This window comes from Mycobacterium sp. NGS50 (assembly GCF_059812545.1).
Genome location: NZ_JCALCW010000009.1, coordinates 141,499 through 162,050, shown reverse-complemented (window position 1 = coordinate 162,050; position 20,552 = coordinate 141,499). Strand labels below are relative to the sequence as shown.

Annotated in this window: 17 protein-coding genes; 7 read left to right on the top strand and 10 right to left on the bottom strand. The window is 63.9% G+C overall.

Translation table 11 applies throughout. From position 1 onward, the window contains the following. A partial coding sequence (locus AC5Y36_RS09025; protein WP_500040521.1) for an alpha/beta fold hydrolase occupies positions 1 to 263 on the bottom strand: 263 nt, incomplete at its 3' end. An 89-nt stretch (positions 264 to 352) separates the two neighbouring features. Between AC5Y36_RS09025 and AC5Y36_RS09020 the strand changes: the two genes are divergently transcribed. Then, on the top strand, positions 353 to 967 hold the full coding sequence (locus AC5Y36_RS09020; RefSeq protein ID WP_500040520.1) for a TetR/AcrR family transcriptional regulator: 615 nt from the start codon (positions 353 to 355) through the stop codon (positions 965 to 967). A 717-nt stretch (positions 968 to 1,684) separates the two neighbouring features. Here the strand turns inward: AC5Y36_RS09020 and AC5Y36_RS09015 are convergent. Continuing rightward, complete coding sequence (locus AC5Y36_RS09015) at positions 1,685 to 2,389, bottom strand: TetR/AcrR family transcriptional regulator (protein ID WP_500040519.1); 705 nt, start codon at positions 2,387 to 2,389, stop codon at positions 1,685 to 1,687. A gap of 282 nt (positions 2,390 to 2,671) precedes the next feature. Between AC5Y36_RS09015 and AC5Y36_RS09010 the strand changes: the two genes are divergently transcribed. The 3 genes from AC5Y36_RS09010 (at position 2,672) to AC5Y36_RS09000 (ending at position 7,004) form a co-directional block, all read left to right on the top strand. Beyond that, entirely contained in the window at positions 2,672 to 3,097 is a 426-nt protein-coding gene (locus AC5Y36_RS09010) for a DUF6188 family protein (RefSeq protein WP_500040518.1), read from the top strand. Positions 3,098 to 3,247: 150 nt separating this feature from the next. Continuing rightward, the gene (locus tag AC5Y36_RS09005; RefSeq protein ID WP_500040540.1) at positions 3,248 to 6,295 is read left to right on the top strand and encodes an MMPL family transporter; all 3,048 of its coding nucleotides are present in this window, start codon (positions 3,248 to 3,250) and stop codon (positions 6,293 to 6,295) included. A 268-nt stretch (positions 6,296 to 6,563) separates the two neighbouring features. Further along, positions 6,564 to 7,004: a hypothetical protein gene (locus tag AC5Y36_RS09000; RefSeq protein ID WP_500040517.1), complete on the top strand. Its 441-nt coding sequence runs from the start codon at positions 6,564 to 6,566 to the stop codon at positions 7,002 to 7,004. 376 nt (positions 7,005 to 7,380) lie between these two features. Here AC5Y36_RS09000 and AC5Y36_RS08995 read toward each other — a convergent pair whose 3' ends face one another. From AC5Y36_RS08995 to AC5Y36_RS08975, 5 genes are all read right to left on the bottom strand, one after another. Then, complete coding sequence (locus tag AC5Y36_RS08995) at positions 7,381 to 7,881, bottom strand: hypothetical protein (RefSeq protein ID WP_500040516.1); 501 nt, start codon at positions 7,879 to 7,881, stop codon at positions 7,381 to 7,383. 308 nt (positions 7,882 to 8,189) lie between these two features. Continuing rightward, entirely contained in the window at positions 8,190 to 9,206 is a 1,017-nt protein-coding gene (locus AC5Y36_RS08990; protein ID WP_500040539.1) for a TniB family NTP-binding protein, read from the bottom strand. Then, positions 9,203 to 11,200 (bottom strand): transposase, encoded by a 1,998-nt coding sequence (locus tag AC5Y36_RS08985; RefSeq protein WP_500040538.1) that lies wholly within the window; start codon positions 11,198 to 11,200, stop codon positions 9,203 to 9,205. The genes AC5Y36_RS08990 and AC5Y36_RS08985 overlap by 4 nt, the downstream gene beginning before the upstream one ends. Before the next feature lie 98 nt (positions 11,201 to 11,298). Further along, positions 11,299 to 12,018, bottom strand: a complete 720-nt coding sequence (locus AC5Y36_RS08980; protein ID WP_500040537.1) for a TnsA-like heteromeric transposase endonuclease subunit — start codon at positions 12,016 to 12,018, stop codon at positions 11,299 to 11,301. 297 nt (positions 12,019 to 12,315) lie between these two features. Then, entirely contained in the window at positions 12,316 to 12,939 is a 624-nt protein-coding gene (locus AC5Y36_RS08975; protein WP_500040515.1) for an NADPH-dependent F420 reductase, read from the bottom strand. 98 nt (positions 12,940 to 13,037) lie between these two features. On the opposite strand from AC5Y36_RS08975, the gene AC5Y36_RS08970 reads away from it, so the two are divergent. The 3 genes from AC5Y36_RS08970 to AC5Y36_RS08960 all read left to right on the top strand — a co-directional run bounded on the left by AC5Y36_RS08970 (position 13,038) and on the right by AC5Y36_RS08960 (position 17,147). Then, positions 13,038 to 13,514 carry a MarR family winged helix-turn-helix transcriptional regulator gene (locus tag AC5Y36_RS08970; RefSeq protein WP_500040514.1) on the top strand — a complete coding sequence of 159 codons (477 nt, stop codon included), beginning with the start codon at positions 13,038 to 13,040 and terminating at the stop codon, positions 13,512 to 13,514. Positions 13,515 to 13,703: 189 nt separating this feature from the next. Further along, complete coding sequence (locus tag AC5Y36_RS08965) at positions 13,704 to 14,888, top strand: TetR/AcrR family transcriptional regulator (protein ID WP_500040513.1); 1,185 nt, start codon at positions 13,704 to 13,706, stop codon at positions 14,886 to 14,888. 576 nt (positions 14,889 to 15,464) lie between these two features. Then, the gene (locus tag AC5Y36_RS08960; protein WP_500040512.1) at positions 15,465 to 17,147 is read left to right on the top strand and encodes a hypothetical protein; all 1,683 of its coding nucleotides are present in this window, start codon (positions 15,465 to 15,467) and stop codon (positions 17,145 to 17,147) included. Between the two features lie 23 nt (positions 17,148 to 17,170). On the opposite strand, the gene AC5Y36_RS08955 is transcribed toward AC5Y36_RS08960, so the two are convergent. The 3 genes from AC5Y36_RS08955 to AC5Y36_RS08945 form a co-directional block, all read right to left on the bottom strand. Further along, positions 17,171 to 18,499: a multicopper oxidase family protein gene (locus tag AC5Y36_RS08955; RefSeq protein WP_500040511.1), complete on the bottom strand. Its 1,329-nt coding sequence runs from the start codon at positions 18,497 to 18,499 to the stop codon at positions 17,171 to 17,173. Between the two features lie 156 nt (positions 18,500 to 18,655). After that, positions 18,656 to 19,909 (bottom strand): cytochrome P450, encoded by a 1,254-nt coding sequence (locus AC5Y36_RS08950; protein WP_500040510.1) that lies wholly within the window; start codon positions 19,907 to 19,909, stop codon positions 18,656 to 18,658. After that, positions 19,906 to 20,502, bottom strand: a complete 597-nt coding sequence (locus tag AC5Y36_RS08945) for a TetR/AcrR family transcriptional regulator (RefSeq protein ID WP_500040509.1) — start codon at positions 20,500 to 20,502, stop codon at positions 19,906 to 19,908. Before AC5Y36_RS08945 ends, AC5Y36_RS08950 begins: the two co-directional genes overlap by 4 nt. Positions 20,503 to 20,552 lie beyond the last annotated feature (50 nt).

Here is a 20,552-nt window from a genome sequence, read left to right as displayed (position 1 = left end):
ATGACCCGTCGGGCGAGGGCGCTCAGTGTGACGTCAGCTTGTGGCGGGGCCGGGGGTGTGTGTCCGTGGCCGGGCAGGTCGACGGCGATGCAGCGCCGCCGATCACCGGCAACCGTGGAGATAACGTGGCGCCACAGAAGGCTGTTGGTCAGGATCCCGTGTATGAAGAGGGCGGGATGGCCACTGCCGACATCGAGGTAGCTGATCGGGCCGGACGCCGTTGTGGCGTGACGGCGGTGAGCCGTGAGTCCGGAAAGCTCCATGGTTCAGGCGCCTCTCAGTCATGCATACCGCGAGACTGTCACATACTTAGGGTATGCGAACTGCATCTGATCGACTATTGTCTCGGGGTGTGGATGCTGTCAAGGGCCGCCGCGCAGAGTACGCGGAACAGACCAGAGCTGCGCTGGTTACTGCGGCCGCACAGGCCTTCGCCGAGCACGGCTTCGCTGCGGTGTCGATCACGCAGATCGCGGCGGCGGCTCGGGTGACTAAAGGGGCGGTGTATCACCACTTCTCAGATAAGCAAGCACTGTTTGAAGCTGTTGTGGGTTGGCACAATGAGCTGGCCCAGAAGCGCGTCTATGCTGCGATCGCGCGGTATCCGGATGATGTGTGGGCGGCCGCGATGGCCGGCCTCGACGCGACCCTGCGTGTGGGAGCTGACCCGATCGCAGGGAGGCTGATGTACCTTGAAGGGCCCGTTGGGTTGGGTTGGCGGCGGTGGCGTGAGTTGGAGCAGCAGTACACCCACCGCAACGTCCGCCAAATGCTGCAGAGCGGTATCCAGGCCGATCTCTTCGCCGATGATATTCCGACCGAAGCCATGACCCAGATCATTGCCGGGATGATTACCCACGCCGGTATTGCTCTCGCTGAGGCACCCGCGCGACAGCGGACACGGTTACGCAGCCATCTGCTTGCCGCAATTTCAAAAGTGTTGCAAGGACTTCAGCGGGGGGTTTAAACCTGATGGGCAAGGCTCGAACGAGAAGTCCGTAACTTGACATAGTGTAGCTTATCGGTAATAACCAATGGGCTGGCCACGACGTCTAGCCGGGCGTACAGTCATTCTCTTCGCGTCATGCGGAGTCACCCTTCGGGAGCTTCCGATGCCCAACCATCACCCGTCACGCAGCTGGCGCGGTTGCGCAATGTGCAAACCGCACAAGCGTCGCGGAGTCGGCCGCGCGGCCAAGGACCCCGTTGCCGCCCGCCGGCCCCGGCTTGGATTCACCCGCCGGTACTCGCGGCGGTCGCTGGGCTCCTGTCCGTTTTCATTCGAGGTGAGGCATTGGATGGCCTGTGAGCTGCGGTGCCTCAGGTCATGTGAAAATCCCCTGCGCGTTTGAATGGGTGGTTTTTCACATGATCTGAGGCATTTGGGTCCGTCAATATAATTCAGCTCGTTCGAGCCTTCGTGATGATGTGATGGCCTTTTCCGGCTACCGGCCGACTGCCATTTCGGGCGCCGCGGCCGCGGCATGCTCGGCGGCGCAGGGCTGGTAGATGTCCACTGAGTGACAATGCGTTGATGGTGGCTTGCGATTTCATTTGGGGTAAATCGGCTTTTGGGGTGTGTAGCGAGACGGTTGTAGCTCTGACAGGTCGACGTTGTGTGGTGCGTGATCAGCTCTTGGTGCCTGGTGAGCTCTCGGTCGGATTTGCTGCCCGATGGGCGTTTTCATTTGCGGGTGGCCCCGTGGTCATCGTTGGAAGTGAGGGTCATGGTTCCTAGTTGGTGCCGTTCGGGCTGGGCCTGTTTGCGCTGGTGTGCGGCTAGGAAGTCATCGACGATTTGTGTGCAGTCGTTGGCGGTGGTGGATCGCAGACCGGTCATTCGGGCGAAGGCGAGTGGTCCGACGAGTTGGCATATTGCGAGGTCGTGGTCGAGTTCGTCGAGTTCGGTGCCGGCTTCGCCGCCTTGCAGGATGGCGTCGAAGGGTTGCCGGTATTGCTCGATCACGCGTGCTCGCAGTGCGCGCGGAGGGTGCTCATCGCTGGGGTGGTCGATGGTCGTGGGGCCTAGAGCGAGCCAGGCCAGCAGGGTGATGTGCGCCGGCGCGTCGGCAAACAAGTTAGCTTGGCGAGTGAGCAGCTCGATGAGCCGTTCTCGCAGAGTGCCACTTGCCGGGGCCGGTGAGGTGACTTGCGGCAGGAGCCGTTCGAAAGTGGCCGCAAGCAGTTGCGATGAGCTGCTGAAGTGGCGGTACAGGGTGGTTCGGGCGACCTTGGACGCTTTGGTGACTGCGTCAATTGTGACGGCTTCGATGCCGCCGCTGGTGAGCAGCGCGGCCGCGGCGTCGAGTAGGCGGTTGCGGGAGCGGATGCGGCGGGGGTCGATGTCGTCATCATCTTCGTTGTGGACTGGTGCCTGCTGGCCGCTCACACCGACTCACCTCACCTCGTTCTGAATTCTTCTGGCGCGCGGACGCCGCTACCCGGCCCATTATGGTACCACCAGTAGCGCACTGAAACGGCTGGTAGTCAGGGGTTTCGGCGAGCTGCGTAAGGGTTGTTGGGTAGCAGGTGCCGCGGGTTATCTGCACAACTCGACGGGGCCCGGCGGGGCCGCCGCCACCCGATCATCACAAAAACGATACTACTAGTAGCGCAGCGATACTCGGTGTACTATTCGGGCACCGCTCGCCGATGCGTCGAGGGAGGCGCCATGTATACCGCGTGGATCGAAGATTGTGTTGTGCAGCGAGTGTCGTTGCATGACGGGGTGGTATTGGGGTTCGCCGATTACAACGAGGTGGTGATCTCTCGGCCGCTGCGTCTGACGTTGCCTGCCGTCGGCGAGTTCCCGGTCGAAATGGTGCTCATTGATCCCGATCGGGTCGCTGTTTATGAGCGTCCGTTGTTCGATTTGGCGGGCACGGTGTGCACCAGCGCCTGGTACGGCGACGACGGTGCGCTGCACCTGGGGTTTTCTGCAGGGCACCGGATCGACGTCGACGCCGAGGCGCATGCCACAGCCTGGGAGTTGTACGGGAAACATCACGGCTATATGGCGTGTTTGCCCAGTGGGCGGGTTCGGGTGGTTCGGCACGATCTGCCCGAGGACGCCGGCGTCGATACCGCGCTCCGGTGATGCGGGGGGCGGCGCCTGACGGCGCGTACGCGCGTGTCGAGGTTGGGCACCCTGGCCCGTGTGATGGCGTAGCGCTACCAACAGTGTTTGTTGGGGGGTGCGGTTGTGGTGACTGAGGGCGATTGGGGGCCATCGGGCACCGCGACATCGGTGGCGTTTCGCCGCGGCGGCCGCGTGCTGCACAGATCCTCCTCTGGTGAGTACAGTGCGCGGCTGGCGGCGCTGGCCGGGTTCACGGTGCGCCATAAGGCGGGGGTAATCGCGGGCTGGTTGGGGGTCGCGGTGGTGCTCGCGTTGCTGTTTCCGCAGTTGGAGACGGTGGTCCGCCAGCAGTCCGTCAACCTCATTCCGCGTGATGTGGCGTCGTTTCAGACCGTGGATCAGATGAGCGCCGCGTTCGGTGAGCAGGGCTCGCAGACGATGTTATTCGTCGCGATGGAAGACCCAGCCGGATTGACCCCGCCGGTGCGTCAGCACTACGAGCAGCTAGTTGCGCGGCTGCGCGCCGATACCGATCACGTGTTGCGGGTTCAAGACCTTCTGGCCGACCCGGTGACCAAGGCACACACGCTCAGCGAGGACCAGCAAGCCTGGTTTTTGCCGGTGGGGGTGGCCGGCACATTGGGTGATCCGACGGCGGCCGAATCTGTGCAGGCCGTGCGTGCTATCGCCGATGCGGTATTCGCCGGCTCGTCGACGACGGTGTATGTGACGGGTCCGGCGGCCACCTTCAGCGACCAGATCGCCTCGGCTGAACATGATCTGCTGCTGGTGTCGATCGCCACTGCCGGGCTGATCGCCCTGATCTTGCTGATCGTCTACCGGTCGGTGTTCACCGCGGTATTACCGCTGCTGGTGATCGGGGTGAGCCTGGCGGTGGGCCGTGGGGTGCTTTCGGCGCTCGGTGAGATCGGTATGCCGGTCTCGCAGTTCACCGTGGCGTTCATGACCGCAATCCTGCTCGGGGCCGGCACCGATTACACGGTGTTTTTGATCAGCCGCTATCACGAGCAGCGGCGCGCCCAGGTGCCCGCCGATGCGGCCGTCATCGCGGCCACCGCCAGTATCGGTCGGGTGATCGCGGCGTCCGCGGCGACCGTGGCGCTGGCCTTTTTGGCGATGGTGTTCGCCCGTCTGAGTGTGTTCGCCGGGCTAGGTCCAGCGTGCGCGGTGGCGGTGTTCGTCGGGTTCTTGGCGACGGTGACCTTGTTGCCGCCGGTGCTGGCGTTGGCCGCCCAACGCGGGATCGGTGAACCCAAATCCGATCGCACCCGCCGCTATTGGAACAGTGTCGCGGTCGCCGTGGTGCGCCGCCCCGTCACACTGTTGATCACCAGCCTGGTCATCTTGCTGGCCCTGGCCGCGGCCGCGGGGATGATGAAGATCAGCTATGACGATCGCAAAGGACAGCCCGCCACGACCGCCAGCAACCAGGGCTACCAGCTGCTGGATCGCCACTTCCGCAAAGACGTCGTCATCGGCGAATTCCTGGTCGTGGCCAACCCCACCGATATGCGCACCGCCAAAGGACTGGCCGACCTCGACGAGATGGCCTCCCGCGTGGCCCAGGTGCCCGGGGTCACCAAAGTCTCCGGTATCACCCGCCCCACCGGAGAACGCCTCGAACAAGCACAGCTGTCCTGGCAAAACGGTCAGATCGGCGACAAAATGGCCGGCGCCGTCGCCGACGGTGACACACGAAAAACCGACCTCACCCAACTGACCGACGGCGCCGATGCGCTCGCCGGCGGCCTGGCTCAACTCGACGCCACCGTGCGCACCGCCCTAACCCCGCTGGCCGGGATATTGACCAACGCGCAGTCCAGCCGCACCCAGGCCCAACGATTCCTACCGCTGCTGCACCAACTATCGGCGAGCGCCCCAACCATCGATGAGGCCATCCAATCAGGACCAGGGCTGCGGGCCTCGGCTGACCAAGCCCAAAACGCCATCGCGATCGTGGATCCCCTGGCCGCGGGTCTGGCCGAGTCGCCGTGGTGTGCCACCACACCGCAGTGTGTCCAGATCCGCGACCAGATCCAGGTTCTGGTCAGTCTGCGCGACAACGGCTTCTTCGCTCAGGTCGCTGACCTGGGCGACCACTACAACCCGGCCACCAACGCCACTGTCGCCGCCACGCTGGACGAGGTCCAATCCGCTGTCACCGCACTGGATAAGGTATTCGGGTCCCTCGGGAACCCCGCGGACTTGACAACCAATATCGGCCGCCTCCAAGACGGTATCGGCCAACTCGCAGCCGGCGCCCACGCACTAGCGGGCGGGGTGCACGCCTTGGCCGACAGCAACATCGAGATGCTGTCGAAGATGGGTCAGGTCGCTGCCCAACTGCAGAACTCGGCACACGCTAGCACCGGCTCGGACGCCGCCAGCGGCTTCTACCTGCCCCCCGACGTCTTCGATAACCGCCAATTCGCCGCGGTCGCCAAACAATTCCTGTCTCCAGACGGCAAAACCGCGCGTTTCGCGATCGAAACCGCCTTCGACCCCTACAGCATCGAGGCGATGAAGCTGGCCCACCAGATCACGGCCGCCGCTCAAACCGCCCGCCCGAACACCGCCCTCGCTGAGGCCTCGATCTCGGTGGCCGGATTCCCGGCCGTCAACTCCGACATCCAGCAACTCCTGCGAGCCGACTTCGCCCAGCTCGCCGCCGCCACCTTGCTCATCGTCGGGCTGATCCTGGTGCTGCTGTTACGGGCCCTGCTGGCCCCGCTCTACCTGCTGGGCACCGTGATACTGAACTACCTGGCCTCGCTCGGTATCGGCGTGCTGATATTCCAAGGAATACTCGGCTACGAAATCGCCTGGCCGGTGCCGCTGCTGGCGTTCATCATCCTGGTCGCTGTCGGTGCCGACTACAACATGCTGCTGGTCTCGCGGCTACGCGAGGAATCCGGCCGCAATATCCGCGTCGGGGTGCTACGCACCGTCGCCAACACCGGATCGGTCATCACCTCCGCGGGCATCATCTTCGCCGCCAGCATGTTCGGCCTCATGATCGGCTCGGTCGCGATCATGATCCAAGTCGGACTCATCATCGGCTGCGGTCTGCTGCTGGACACCTTCCTCGTACGGACCCTGACCGTCCCCGCCATCGCCACCCTGCTCCGCGAAGCAAGCTGGTGGCCCAACACACCGCCAACGATCAGCGACAACACCACCATAGACCGAGGTTAACCCTATGCATGACCCGCGACACCGGGGCCACCAGCACAGCCCAAATACCCGACTAAACCCAACAGTTCTCGCGAGGAGACAACACCAAAAGATCATGACCTTCACCGTCAACTCCTACCCTGTCGACTCCCTCCCGCAAGTGCTGCGGCGGGGGCGGTGGCCACGCCGAGGATGTACACGCCGTGGTTGACGTTGTCGAACGGCTCGACGGGGACGCTGCAGTGCAGCGCCACCCCGCCGGTAACGCCCTGATAGCGGGGGCGACCAAGTGATGCACAAGCAGCCCCGATGGGCGCAACTCCTGATCGCGTCCACCGCCGCCATCGCCCTAGGCTGTACGGTCGCGCTGGCGCTTCAAACGCTTGACGACCACGCCTCTGCACAGATACACGAATCTGGGGTGCTGCCCGGCTCCGACGATATGGCCACCCAGCAGGGGTTGCTGCCCGGCCAGATCAACCCAACCGCGCCCCCAGACTCAATGACCGACATACTCAACCGACTGGCGCAGAAGGCATCGCCGCCCCCGCCCGCAGACCCACTGTCCGACATGGCCGATCTACTCATCTGGCTACCGCAGCACACGGCACGGCGCATGACCCGCGATCAGGACACCGCCAATCTGTGCAACCCGCTGGCAATCCTTTTCCCCTCGGTTTCACCAGTGGCCACGTCCAGCACCAACTGCTCAGCGAAATCCACGTCGTAGGCGTCGGGCAGGTCAATACCATTGACACGCACAACGCCCAAGCGCCGCCCACGCTGGCCGCTTGTTGCCGTCCACAAAGGCGTGCTTACGCACCAGCGAGTGCAAGCAGCCTTCTCCCACAACGTCGATATGCGCCGTCGTCGAACACACCGGCCTGCACACGCGCGTCCACCACCTTCAGCGGTCACCCCAACACCCCCCCACACCCGTCAGCAGTAGCCGCGCGTCCGTTTTAACGCGCAACTCAGCCGACTGGTTGCGGCTGGTTGAGCAGTCCGTCGCCGCTTGTTCCGTAGCGTGAAAACGGATTTGCTTGAGCAGTGGCCGGTTTCGGTGAGAGGGCTGCCTATGCACTGAAAAGTGGCGGCGCGAGCGCTCAGTTCTCCGCGATGAGCCGTTGGTGGTTGACCCAGTCCTGCAGGGGTCCGGGATCGCGGTGGACACGGCCGGTGCGTTGATTGATTTGCTCTAGCAGGTAGCTGGGCCAGCCGATGCCTGTTGCGGTGGCGGGCTGCTCGACGTGGTCGCTATATGCGGCGAGCACCGAGGCGACCCCGACGAGGTCTGGGTATGCGGCGATGTGGGCGGCCAGTGTTGTGCGCAGGATCGAAGCCGTGACCGACTTCTCGGCGTTGGCCCAGTAAATCAGGATATGGCGGGATTCGCGCAGCGTGGTGATGCTGCGCTGGGCACCGCACCGGCGGACCAGTGCGCCGTGTCTGCGGGCGGCAGCGAGCACGTGGGGTTGATTGCGGAGGTCCTTCTGGTCGTCGAGAGTGCGCGCCGGCGCTCCGATCCACCGTTGGTGGCGTTGGCAGACCGTGACGTGCATCGGGAGCCAGCAGCAGACCGGTTGCGCGACTCCGCGTCGGGCCATGCACAGTCGACACATCGGGCGGGACTGGTATGCCTGGCGGTTGCCATCGCGATCGCCAGCGAACAGTCCCCGCAAACGGGCACACAATAGCTGCCGCGGCTGGCCGCTGGCGATCGCCAGATAGTCGACGCACGGATAGCCTCCCTCTGTTTGGGAGACATATCGGCGAAGTTGTTGCGGCGTGAGGTGGTTGGCGTGTGCCAGTCGCGCTAGGTAGGACACGACGGTCTCGGCCTGAAACGGTGCCACTGTTCTCGGGAGCTGCCGATTCGGACCGGCGGGCCAGGGCCGAATCAGACGCGTCATGTTCAGTTTGCGCTGCGTTGGGCTGCGGTGTGGGCGGCGTAGTCGATGAGCACGGTGTCCATCAATTCGCGGGTGACCTGTTCGGTTTCGGCGAGCATGGCCTGAATCGCCGCGGACCGGATGAGGTGGGCGAGGCTGCCGATCATCCCGTTGGTGCGTCGGTGCAGGTATTTGGTTTCGGCGACAAGGGTTCCCGGCTGGTGGCGATGTAGTCGCAGCGTGCCTTCCATCGCGGCGACCAGCGACGTCCATTCAGCGCTGAACGGGAAGGGGCTGGTGTGGATCACCGCGCAGCGGCCAGCAAGCTGGCGTCCCCGCGTGCCGGTGAACAGTCCTGAGCGTTCCACATCGATACCTGCGTAGACGAACGTGGCCGGCAGGTGTTCGGTGAAGTACTTCAAGTGGTCGGAGAGTTCTTCTCCGGCGCGTGTATCGAGGTTCAGGTTGTGAATCTCGTCGACGACGACGATGTCGGTCCGCGCGTCGATGAGCACCTGGCACACGGCATCGGAGATGTCGGTGACATTCATCCGCGGGTTGAGCGTCGGCAGCCCCAAGAACCGGGCGAACTCCATGGCCAGCTTGCGGGGCGAGCCTTTCGGTGGCGCGGTCACATACACCACGGGGATGCGGTCTTCGTCGTGGAAACGGTCGCGCGTGAGTAGTTCATGGAATCGGCCCAGCTGCTTGATCGCGGTGGTTTTGCCGGTCGCCGCACCCCCGGAAATGATCAGGCCCCGCCGGGCGCCGATCTCCCGCTGATTCAGCAAGGTCAGTATCCGGCCTTGTTTGCGGATCTCCTGGATAGTCGAGGTCGTCACCACCACCAGCTCCGAATGATGGGCCACCCGCGCCTCGTCATAGGCGGTCCGCTCCGCATCGCCGAGGCCAGCCCAGACGTCGTCGTCGAGCAGCGTGAACTCGGGAGGGTCGGCATCGACGAAACGCCGCCAGCCCTCCAGCGTGGTGGTGGGCTGGCGGCGTTCTTCGAGCTGACTGACCGCCGCGATCTCGGTCATAGTCGCCACAATTTGGCCTCCTTACGCGCGTCGAATACCGGCAACGGGATCACCTTCGAAACGTCAATCTGGTCATCGTTCGCGTCGTCTGTGCCATCGGCCAGCGCCGATGGTTTCTCGTTGCCATCGTCATCTGCCGGGGGTGGAGCAGGGCGCGGCCAGTTCGGTTCGGCGGTGACACGGTTGCGGGCCGCCACCTGCCGCTGCTTGGTGTCCAGGCTCTCGGTGCTTGCTGGGCCGTCGGATGCTCGGTCCAGCAGATCTGCGGCCGCCCTGGCCAGCTCGTCCTCGGTGGGTCGGTCGTGGCCTCGTTGGGCAAGCACGGAGCGTGCCTGCTGCCAGATCGACTCGCCGAAGGGAACGGGAGCAGTCCGCAGATGCGTCCAGGTGGCCATCATCCAGCCGCCGTCGTGGTGATTTCGCACCCAGATCCGTGACACGTCATAGGGGTCGTGATGCACCTCCCACTGGCCCTTGTGGGCATGCACACCGGAATCCTGGTGGCGGTGGGGATTCAACGCTTTAGCGTCGTAGATGCGGTTGTTGATGCGGATCCCGTAGGAGTTGATTGTGCGCCACTTAGCGGGCAGCAACTCGATGTAGTCCTCACCGGTCAACGGCATCGGCACGTAGCCAGCGAACTCGACCAGGGCGGCGTATTTCTCGTTCGGTGTCAGCGCCTTTCCTGGTGTGACGGGGTCACGTAGCCCGTCATGGGGGCGGTTCTGCCATACGGCAACAATCCATTCGTCCAGCAGGGCTTGCAGCTCGACGATCGACCACGCTGCCTCCCGATCAGCGTTCTTGCCGCGGTGTTCCACCGAGGAACCCACATACCCGGCGACCTCCTGCGCAAACAGGGTCGACACCGATTGAAGTGTGCGCTCCACCTTTGGTTTGTCGGTCGGTTGATCCGGGTGTGCCGGCTGCAGGTTAATCCCCAGGGTGCAGCACGCCTGCCGAAACGTCTGCGACAGATACGCCTTGCCGTGGTCGCACACGATCGTTTCGGGAGCGATCACCGGCCGCGCCGCCGCATCCTCGAGCCGATGATCGATCTCGGTGAGGCGGTGGTGCGGTAGCACCGATCGCGACATCCGCAACGCATCCACCCAACCCGGCCGCATCGGCTCCGGTGTCAACGCCCGCGCCAGCAACAGCGCCGCATCTACCGCTTTCGTCGTCGGCCGCAACACGGCTGCCGGAATCGAGCGGGTCGCATTGTCAACCATGCCGGTCAGCTCCACGCGATCCACCGTGGCGTCGTCAAGAACCACAAGGACGTCCAGAGGTGTGGAATCGATTTCGACCATCTCGCCCGGGCGGGCCACCGTCAACGCCCCAAACGGCTTCTCAGGCTGTTTAGCGAGCGATCTGCGGGTGCGGGCTGACCCGAATGTGTGCTTACCCGCGGACAAGCGCCACATCAGTCGATAAAACGTAGTCTCCGAGGGCATCGCGTCGGCTGCATCAGGCCCGTGTTCGGCTACGAGTTCGCGCGCCACCCGACGACGGAACCGGCGCACCGTCCCCGTCGACTGATCGGTCTCGGCGTCAACCAGCCGGCGCGCCACCTCGACCACCCGCTGATCCACCCGACCGAACACCGCCCGCTGTGGCAGATAGCGCCGATCGACCACACCCAGCAGGCCATCGCGCTCATAGGCGCGGCGCTGCCGTTGCAGCGTCTTGAAACTCACCTTATAACCCGCGGCCTGCAACTCCTCGAACTTGGCCAGTTCTCGCTGCCTCAACGTCGTCACGGACACGTCGAACGCGCACCGCCCCGCATCAGATCCGGCGTCACCAGTGCCCGTCAGAACTTCGATAAGGTGCCGCTCCCACCAGCGGGCACGGTCAGCCACAGCCGGCGGCACGCCGCTCAGCGACTCTTCCGAACACAACGGCGGCCACGACGACGACACCAATTCCAACGTCGGGTCGGTTCGCAATTGGGATAGCGGAACCGCACAACGGTCGCCAGCTGAATTCATCAGCCGCACAGCCCCACCCGACAGCGCCAGCACCGTGAACACCTCGCCCGCGAGCCGTATCTCATCGCCTTCCCGAACAATCCCGGCCCGCACCCCGATCACCGGATCCTGACCGGTGAAACCACCGTCATCTCCGACAACGGGGCTCTGAGCAGATCGATGCTCAGGCGCTGATGCCACAGCAAATGAAACAACACCGGCAACACGTGCACTGGGTCGCCAACCAAACCAACGCCTGTCAGCAGCGGCCTGGGGTGCGAAAACACGCCCAAAAGTTCTTCAGCAATACCAATACGGCACACACGCGGATGCCTATAGCCCGACAACCAGCGCACGTTGGCCAGCCGTACCGGATCAATCATTCCGACCCGCCGATACTCCCAACCAACTGAGCGACAAGTTATCTCGCTCTTCGCGAAGACTTCCTCATCGGCGGCATCGATCCGGTTGTCGGCCCGAACATCGAATACCACCGCTAAACCATCAGCGGTTCGAGCAAAGAAATCAGGCACATGACAGGACCCATCACCCCAGCAGAAGCGAAACGGTTGAGAAGCAACACCGATCACGTCGGGATCAGCGTCCAACAGCATCAAATGGTCTCGCTCCAGCCACGATTCGTGACCAACATGCTGCCCGGTCGTAGCGAACCACCACAGACCTGGATAATTGCGTTGGCCACGGAAACACGGAAACTTTCGCACAGGGCGACAATCGGACTCGAACCTGATCGTGGCGCTGCGCTGCAGCGCGCGACGGTGGCGCTGACCGTCGGTCACGAACTCCAAGTCAACGTCACTAGCAACACGCGACGCCATGAGCGCCGAAGACGCCCGCACGCACCAATGCTAGAACCGATGCCTCAGATCAAGTGAAAACGACACGCACATGCCTCAGGTCAAATGAAAACACCCCAGGTCAAATGAAAACGGACAGCTCCGCCGATCGGGACTGACCCTGTCGCAGGCCGCGCTCTCCACTCCCGCCTGCTGCTCATAGATTCGTCACAGTGACGTAATGGGGTCGGTCGGACGGGGGAGACTGTGCCGCGGCGCCTACTGTCCGTTTTCATTTGACCCCTGTTCGTTCACGGCGGACAGCGGCGGCGGTGCGGCTCAGGCAGCAGCGGCGGCGCCAAGGGCGAAGTCGAAGTTCCCCACCCCGTGGCGGGCGAGACCCATCATGACCAGGCCCGTTCCTTCCAGCCAGTGCGCCATATTCACACCGCCGACGTCCAGCGGGCGCAACCGCAGGCTCTTGATGAACTCCGCGACGGCCGCCTTGGCGCGCGCGTCGTCGCCGGCGATGAAGACGTCGAGCGGCCGACCCTGGGATAAGACCACACCGAAGACGGTGTTGAATGCCTTCACCACGCTGGCGCTGGCCGGGGCCGCCTTGGCAACTTCCTGCGCGATCGAGGTGTCGGCGGGGATGGCGAGCCCGTCGGCCGCGGAATTGAACGGGTTACTGATGTCCACGATGACCTTGCCCGCGAGGGCGTCCCCATACTGGATGACGACCGGAACGACATTGGCGTACAAGACGGAAACGACGACGATGTCCCCGGTAGGGACGGCACCGAACTCTCCCGTCGTGGCGTTGCCGCCGAGAGCCTTGGCCAGGTCGGCGGCCTTGGATTGGTCACGGCCGATGATCTCGACGGTATTGCCGCCCGCTACCGCCAGCGCGCCGATGGCGCGGGCCATATTCCCGGTGCCGATGATGCTGATGTTGCTCATGAGATGTCCCGTCGTGGATTACGCTTGAAAAGGTTGACGCGTCCACCGTAAGGTCATTTGGATGATGTGTCAACCAATTGGGCAAACGTGGAGGTGGAATGGAACCGAACTGGCTGAGCCCGCCTGAAGACCGCGCCTGGCGGGCCTTCATGCACGCGCATCATCAGCTCGTCGCGCACCTGAACCGATGCCTGCAGGAATCGGGCCTGTCCGGCGCCGACTACGAGATCCTGGCGGTGCTCTCGGGTCAGGACGAGGGCCGCATGCCCGCCCACGCGCTGTGCAACACACTGGGCTGGGAGAAGAGCCGTGTCTCCCACCAGGTGCGGCGCATGCAGGCGGGCGGGTTGATCAGCCGCGAGCCCAACCCCGACGACGCCCGCAGCACGATGGTCTGCCTGCTGCCGGCTGGCCGCTCCGCGATCGAAACGGCGGCACCTGCGCACGTCGCGGAGGTCCGTAGGAACTTCATCGACCTGCTCAGCCCGCCTGAACTCGACATGCTGGCCGCCCTCAACGAGCGCGTCCTGCGCCACCTGGCCAACGACGGCTCCCCCGCGGCGGCCGAGTCCTGATCGCCCAGATGTCTCGAAGGGCCCCGATCCGACACCGGCTACGCCGGCAGCCGGCTCTACGCACTGGTTCGACCTCCGGTGGCGGCGGTCAAGTCGATGCAGAACGACGCACGTTGATTAGTATATATTCACTTAGGTGAGGCGACGTGTGGACGTGTGGACGGCATGTCCAAGGGGGTCTGCTGATCGATGACTGCAACTGACGCGCAGCCCGCTCGGGGAACACGGCCGCGGAATCGGCGCGAACTCATCGTCGCCGCCGCAGCCGACCTGTTCGCCCGCAACGGCTATGCCCAGGTGAGCATGAGCGCGATCGCCGAAGCCGTCGCCATCGGACCGTCAGCGCTCTACCGGCATTTCACAAACAAACAGAAGCTGCTCGACGCGGCCATCGGCGACGCGACCACGCGCACAGCGCAGGTCATCGACGACCTTGGGCCAGCAGCCCTCGACGAGGTTGCCAAGGTGCTGGCGCGGGTGGCGATCGACAACCGTAATTTCGGGGTCCTCTGGCAGCGCGAGGCCCGTCAACTGACCGATGACGACCGGCGCGAACATCAACGCCAGATTCGCCAGGTCGAGCAGCGGCTCAGCGACACCATTCACGAGAACCGAGCCGAACTCACGTCGGCCGAGAGTGACCTGCTGGCCCGGTGCGCATTCGCCGCCGCCAACAGCATCTCATTTCACCGCCTCACCCTGCCCGATCCGCAATTGCCCCTCCTGTTGGCCGATATCGTGCACACGGTCCTCACCAGCTCGGTTGCCCGCTGGGGGAAGCAGCGCCGTGCATCCACACCGATGCTGCGCGCCCGATCGCGCCGCGAGGAAATCCTTACCAGCGCTGTCGAACTGCTGTCCGAACGCGGCTTCGCCGGCGTCAGCATGGACGACATCGGTGCCGTCGTCGGCGTCGTCGGTCCTGCTCTCTACAAATACTTCCCGAGCAAGGCTGACATCCTCGCCGCGGTGCTGGTGCGCGGCGACGAGTGGTTACGGCAAGACCTCAACCGGGTGTTCGCTCAGGCCGGTGGCCCCGAGCGCGCGATGACCGAATTGGTACGCGTCTACAACGCGCTCGCCTACGACAATCCGCACCTGGCCCGAGTCCTGGTCTCGGAAGCACATCACCTGACCGAGGCCGCCTACCATCAGGTCAGGGCCGCCCAGCATGTCTACCTCGACGAATGGGTGCATCTGTTGCGGCAGGTGCACGGCGACTGGACCCCGATCGAGGCCCGAATCCGGGTTCACGCAGTCCAGATGCTGATCAACGACATTGCCGTGGATTCCCAGGTACGCGACTACGACGCGACTCCGGACACCACATTCGCGATGGCCAGTGCGGTACTGGATCTGCGCGAGGCCGCCTGAGACCGGTCGGATCCCCGCGCTGCGGACCAGCGGAACACCAGCGACACAACCGTTTTCGGCCTGAACGGGCGTATGCGCGACGTGATGTGTGCGGTACGGGCGTGCGCAAGCCGGTAATGCGCGCAGCCGGTGCTCGCGCATTTCCGATCGTCCGTCGCTAGCCATTGACAGTTAGGCTAGATTCACTTACGGTCAGGCCTAAGGTTCCTCAGGTGCAAGGAGAGCAGCATGTCGACCATCGGACTGGGGCTCGGGCCGACTCTCGGATGTTCCGCTCACTCGCAGATGCGAGTGCAACCTGCTTCTGATGGCCATGGCGCACAGCGGAGTCGCTTCAAAGGCGGCGTTCGTGGCTACGCCACCGCCGGCGTGGTCCTGCTCGGTGCCGGCTTGATCGCCGCTACCGCGACGGTTCCCGGCGCCGTCGGGATCCAGATGCGCGCGGCGCGACTCGCGGCGTCGGATTCGCTGCAACCGGTGATCGACCAGCTACTGCAAACCCATCAGCAGATTCTCGACACCAACGGCGCCTACCCGTTCATCACGGCATTCGACCAGACCACGCTGCCCCAATACGTGCAGACGTTGGGGGTTGTCGCGCTGCAAAATGAGCTGGGCACCCTCAACCAGAGCAATTCGTACGACCCGTTGGTTTTCGCCCCAACCGGATGGAACGCCCCCGCCGCCGACGCGTTCTATCTGAACGCGCCCGCCGCGGACAAGCAATATCTTCTGTACTACGCCGGAGATCAACAGACTTTCACGATGACGGTCCATCCCGGCCCGGGCTCGCAGGACATGAGTTTCCGGCCGCAAACAACGGACTTTCACGTTCCGCACGCCTACAGCTTGTCGGAGTTCACGCCGAACCCCGACGGTAGCTACACAATCGTCATGAGTCCCACTGAGCAGTCGGGAAACTGGATCGACACCAGCGGGTCCGCCGACACGATGATCACCACCGCCGCTGGTGACTGGGGCCTGCCGCACAACACCTTCACCATTGAGCCGGAGACACAGGCGCCGTTTGTCGTCCCGGTGCTCACCGAGGACCAGATTTCGTCGGTGCTGAGCAACGTGATCACGAACATGACAGAGGTGAACAGCGCTCCGGTGAACCACGGGATTCAGCAGGCCCTGAACTCGCTCCCGGAGAACATATTCAGCCCCATCGCCCCGACCTCCGCCGCGCTCGGGCCGGTGCTGCCGGGCCAACTGACCAGTTTCAGTCATTTCGCCCTCGAGCCAGATCAGGCGCTCATCGTCAAGGTTCCCGACGTAGCCTCTACCTACGCCAGCATGCAGGCGTTCAACGCGTGGGCGGTGAATCTTCCCGCCACGACCGCGACGGGCAGCCTCAACGACGTCCAAGCCTTCCACGATCCCGACGGCTACACCTATTACGTTGTCAGCAGCCAAGACCCCGGCGTCGCGAACTGGATCGATGCCTCGGGTAATGACGACGGCATCCTTGCCATTCGGTGGCAGGGTGCAACGGGCACGATTCCGAACATCCCCATCCAGGCCGAGGTCGTCAATGTCGCCGACGTCAAGGGTGAGATCGGCAACCTGCTGCCGGCGGACACACCTCTGGTTACCGCCGCGGAGCGTGCGGCCGACATCCAGGAGCGCATGTTCGAATACGACTACGCCCGCGACCAGAGTTACACCTCGGGTTGGGTCACGAATAACCTCGAGGTCGACCAGCTCAAGAACGCGATTGGCGTCGACCAATTCACCGCGGCGTTCGGCGGCCAAACCGACGTGCCATCGGTGCTGGACCGGATGACCGATCCGACACTGGTTCCCAGCCTGGACGCCGTCGCACACGACATGTTCGCCAACCCACAGGGCGCTTTGTCGGCGATCGTGCAGAATTTCCCGCTCCTGGTCAAAGACATGCAGCTGCCGATGGTTCTGGCCGCGTTGCGTCTCGACCTGTTCCTCGGGCAGGCTCCCGAGGCGAGCACGCTGGACACGATCCTGAGCCAGACATTCTCGGATCCGGCTACCGGCATCACGGCCGGCTTCCTGAACGCGCGCGACGACTTGGCGGTTTCGCTCATGAATGCCGGCAGCTACTCCCCCGTCACATCGAGCGACTTCATGTCCTCCTGGGATGAACTCGCCCAGTTCGAGCAATCGGTGTCACAAATGCTTTGGTCGGGACTCGAATACGCATTCGGTGCGCCCGGCTCGGTCGGTTCTGCGCTGGATCTAGGCGACATCGCAGCACTGGGCGCTGACCTGGGCGCCTAGCCGGCTGCCGCGGCCCGCCGGTATCAGCGCTCGGTGGTGTTGAGCAGGGCCATGAAGCCGTAATCCATGTGCAGCTGTTGGTGGCAATGCAGCAGGGACAGGCCGGGCTGGTCCGCAGTGAAGTCGAAGGCGAGCTCTTGGTAGCCGCCGAGCATGACGACATCTTTGTGCAGCCCGGCTGTCGGACTGCCGGCGATGTGGGTGATTTCGAAGGTGTGCCGGTGCAGGTGGATGGGATGGATGTCGTCGGTGGCGTTGCGTAACCGCAGCCGATAGCGGCGGCCGTGGGTGAGATCGAATTGCGGTGTGTGGGAATCCATGTCGTAGGCGTTGCCGTTGAGCGTCCAGATGTTGAAGCCGTCGTGTTCGGCGTTGCGCTTTTCGATCAGCAGCTCGATCGTTTCGTCGGGGGCCACGGCTGGTCCGCCTGATGCGGCAAAGATCCGGTAGTCCCAGGTGAAGGTGGGCGGCGGCACCCATTGCGGTTCCCCGCCGCGTCCGGCGTACTCGACCGTGACACCCATGCCCTGGTCGCGGTCGTCATCGGAGAGATCACCGAGTACCCACACTCCCGGGTTGGTCATGTGCACGATCGCCGAGACGCGCTCGGCGGCACCAAGCCACAACACGGGTACGGCTGCCGGATTGGGCACCGGGTTGCCGTCGAGTGCCATCACGGTGAAGGTGTGCCCCGGCAGGGCCAGACTGCGGTTATCGGTGGCGCTGCCGTTGAGGACGTGCAGCAGCACGCGTTGTCCTTCGCTGACTTTGATCGGGTCACCGTGGCCCAGCATGCGGCCGTTGACGCTGAAGGCCTGATAACCCACCTCGAACCCGTGCGGCTTACCCGCCGCAAGCGACGCGGCCATCGCCTTCTCGCCCCGGTCGCGCAATTCAGGGATGGGCTCGCCGGCGACGAAGCCGGCGTCCATATCGCCCGAGGTGCTGAGGGTCGGCTCGAATTCCTTGAGGGTCAGGAAAATCTCCTGGTCGTACTCCCCCGGATTACGTTTGGGCTCGATGTAGACCGGTCCGACCAGCCCGTTGTACTGCCCCAGACTCAGATCAGCCCCCGGCACCAGATGGGTGTGGTAGAAGCGGAACCCCGACGGTCCCGGCGTGAACGTGATCCGCCGCATGCCGTGTGCAGGAATGTAGGGGGTCCCTTCCTCCGCCGAGCCGTCGACGTCCACCGGCAGAGTTTGGCCATGCCAATGCAGCTGCTCTGGCGTGTCGGTGTCGTTGTGGACGGCAATTACGGCCTGTCTACCTTCGGTCAATCGCAGCAGTGGCCCGGGAAACTGTCCGTTGTACAGCGTTGTCGATACCACCTTGTCGGGGGCAAGCTCCACGAGTCCTTGACCGATGCGCAGCGTGTAATCGGCTGGAACAGCCGACGTCTGACGGCTACACCCAGCCAGTGCCACATCGGTGCTCGCGGTGGCCAGGGCTGCCGCCCCGGCTGCGCTCAAGGCCAAGAATCGACGCCGGTCGAGCCGCATCGCAGATCAGCCGACGGCAGCCCGGACGTCGCGACCGATGACGACCGGAAGCGCTCGGTGTCCTCGGAGGACCGGGCTGGCGATCCTGGTTGGATTTCCGGAGCGGGTCAGGTCTGGCAGTCGGCGCGCAAGTGATTCGATCGCCGCCCGACTCTCCATGCGGGCGAGCGCGTTTCCCAGGCAAAAGTGGATTCCAGATCCAAACGCGATGTGGTCACCCGTCTTTCGGTCGAGGCGGAACTCATCCGGCTCATCCCAGTGGCGAGGATCCCGGTTCGCCGAAGCGATCAGGGGAAGCACTCTGGCACCGGCAGGAATGGTGGCGTCACCGATCGTGATGTCGGTGGTGGCGATTCGGAGCAAACCCTGCCCTGGACCGTCGAAGCGCAGGGTCTCTTCTACCGCGGCCGCCGCCAACGACGGCTCAGCCACGATCTGCTGCCACACCTGCGGGCGGTCCAGCATCGCCAGCATCGCATTGGAGATCAGGTTGGTGGTTGTCTCGTTGCCGGCGACCAACAGCAGGACACAGAAGTTGATGAGTTCGGCCAGGCTCAGTGCCTCGGTATCGCGGTCACCCGCCACCAGCAGACTGATCAGGTCGTCACCCGGGTTGCGCCGGCGCTTCCGTACCGTGCGGGCGAAGAACAGCGAGATTTCCACCGCGCTGGAGAGCAGTTTGGCCTTGCTGCCGTCGGTCAGTAGACCGTTGACCAGGTTATCCGACCAGCGTTTGAAGTCGTCGTGGCGATCGGTCGGGATCCCCATCATCTCGGCGATCACAATCGTGGGCAGCGGGGATGCCAGCTCGCGCACGAGATCAACCGGTGCCCCGTCGGCTTTGGCGGCGATGTCATCGACCAGGCGTTGGGCGATCTCCCAGATCTGCGTTTCCCATTCGGCGATCCGTCGGGGGGTGAATGCGCGACTTACCTTACGGCGCAACTGGGTATGGTCCGGCGGATCGCTGGTGAGCAACGAACGGATCGGCGCAATGCTGCCCAGGACGTGGATGAGCAGGCTCGGTAGCTTCATGGTCGGGTTGAACGGGTTGTCGGCGAATCGCGACGCGTTGCCCAGATCTGAGGAGAATCGGCCGGCGTCCCGTACAGCGACCGCGACGTCATCATGGCGACTGAGGATCCACAGGTCCGGGTCGGTGCTGTGATACAACGGATGCTCGTCACGCAGCCACGCGTAGTGCTGGTACGGATCCACGATGAGAGCCGGGTCATTCAGGTCGAAATGTGTCGGTGTCATGACGTTGTTCCGATCGCGTTCATCAGGGTGCGTACCCATTGCCGGACAAAGCGGTCCTCGTCGATTCCGAACGGACGGTCATCGTGGATATAGGAGGCGATCCAGTAGTTTTCGATAGCACCGAGCCAGATCGAGGTGATCGCTTCGAAGTCCCGCTCGGACGAACCTTCATCCGGTGACTTGTCCTGCAGCCACTTGGCGAGGAACTCATGGGACCGGTCGAACAGCCGGTCCCGGACGGTTGCCATCACATCGGGGAACCGGTCCCCTTCTTTGGCCATCACCCGGATCAGATCTCGCCAGTTGGTCATCAGCACAAGCGAGCCCCGCGCCACCAAGGTCAACTCAGCCTCGAGATTGCCCAGCGACAGCATCGGTGCGAGCGTCAGGCTGATATCGGCGGTCTGAATGGCCCGTTCGACGGCGGCGGCCATGACCTGTTCCTTGGACCCGAAATGGGTGTACAGCGCACCCGAACGCGGAGAGAGTCCGGCCGCCTCTTCGATCGACCCGACCGATGTGCCGGCGTAGCCGTGCTCGGCGAACAATCGCAGCGCTTCATCGAGGATGCGGTCCCGCGTGCTGTCGACCACCGGACTCTCCAATCGAGTGATTGCTAAAACCAACCATATGCTTACTCCGC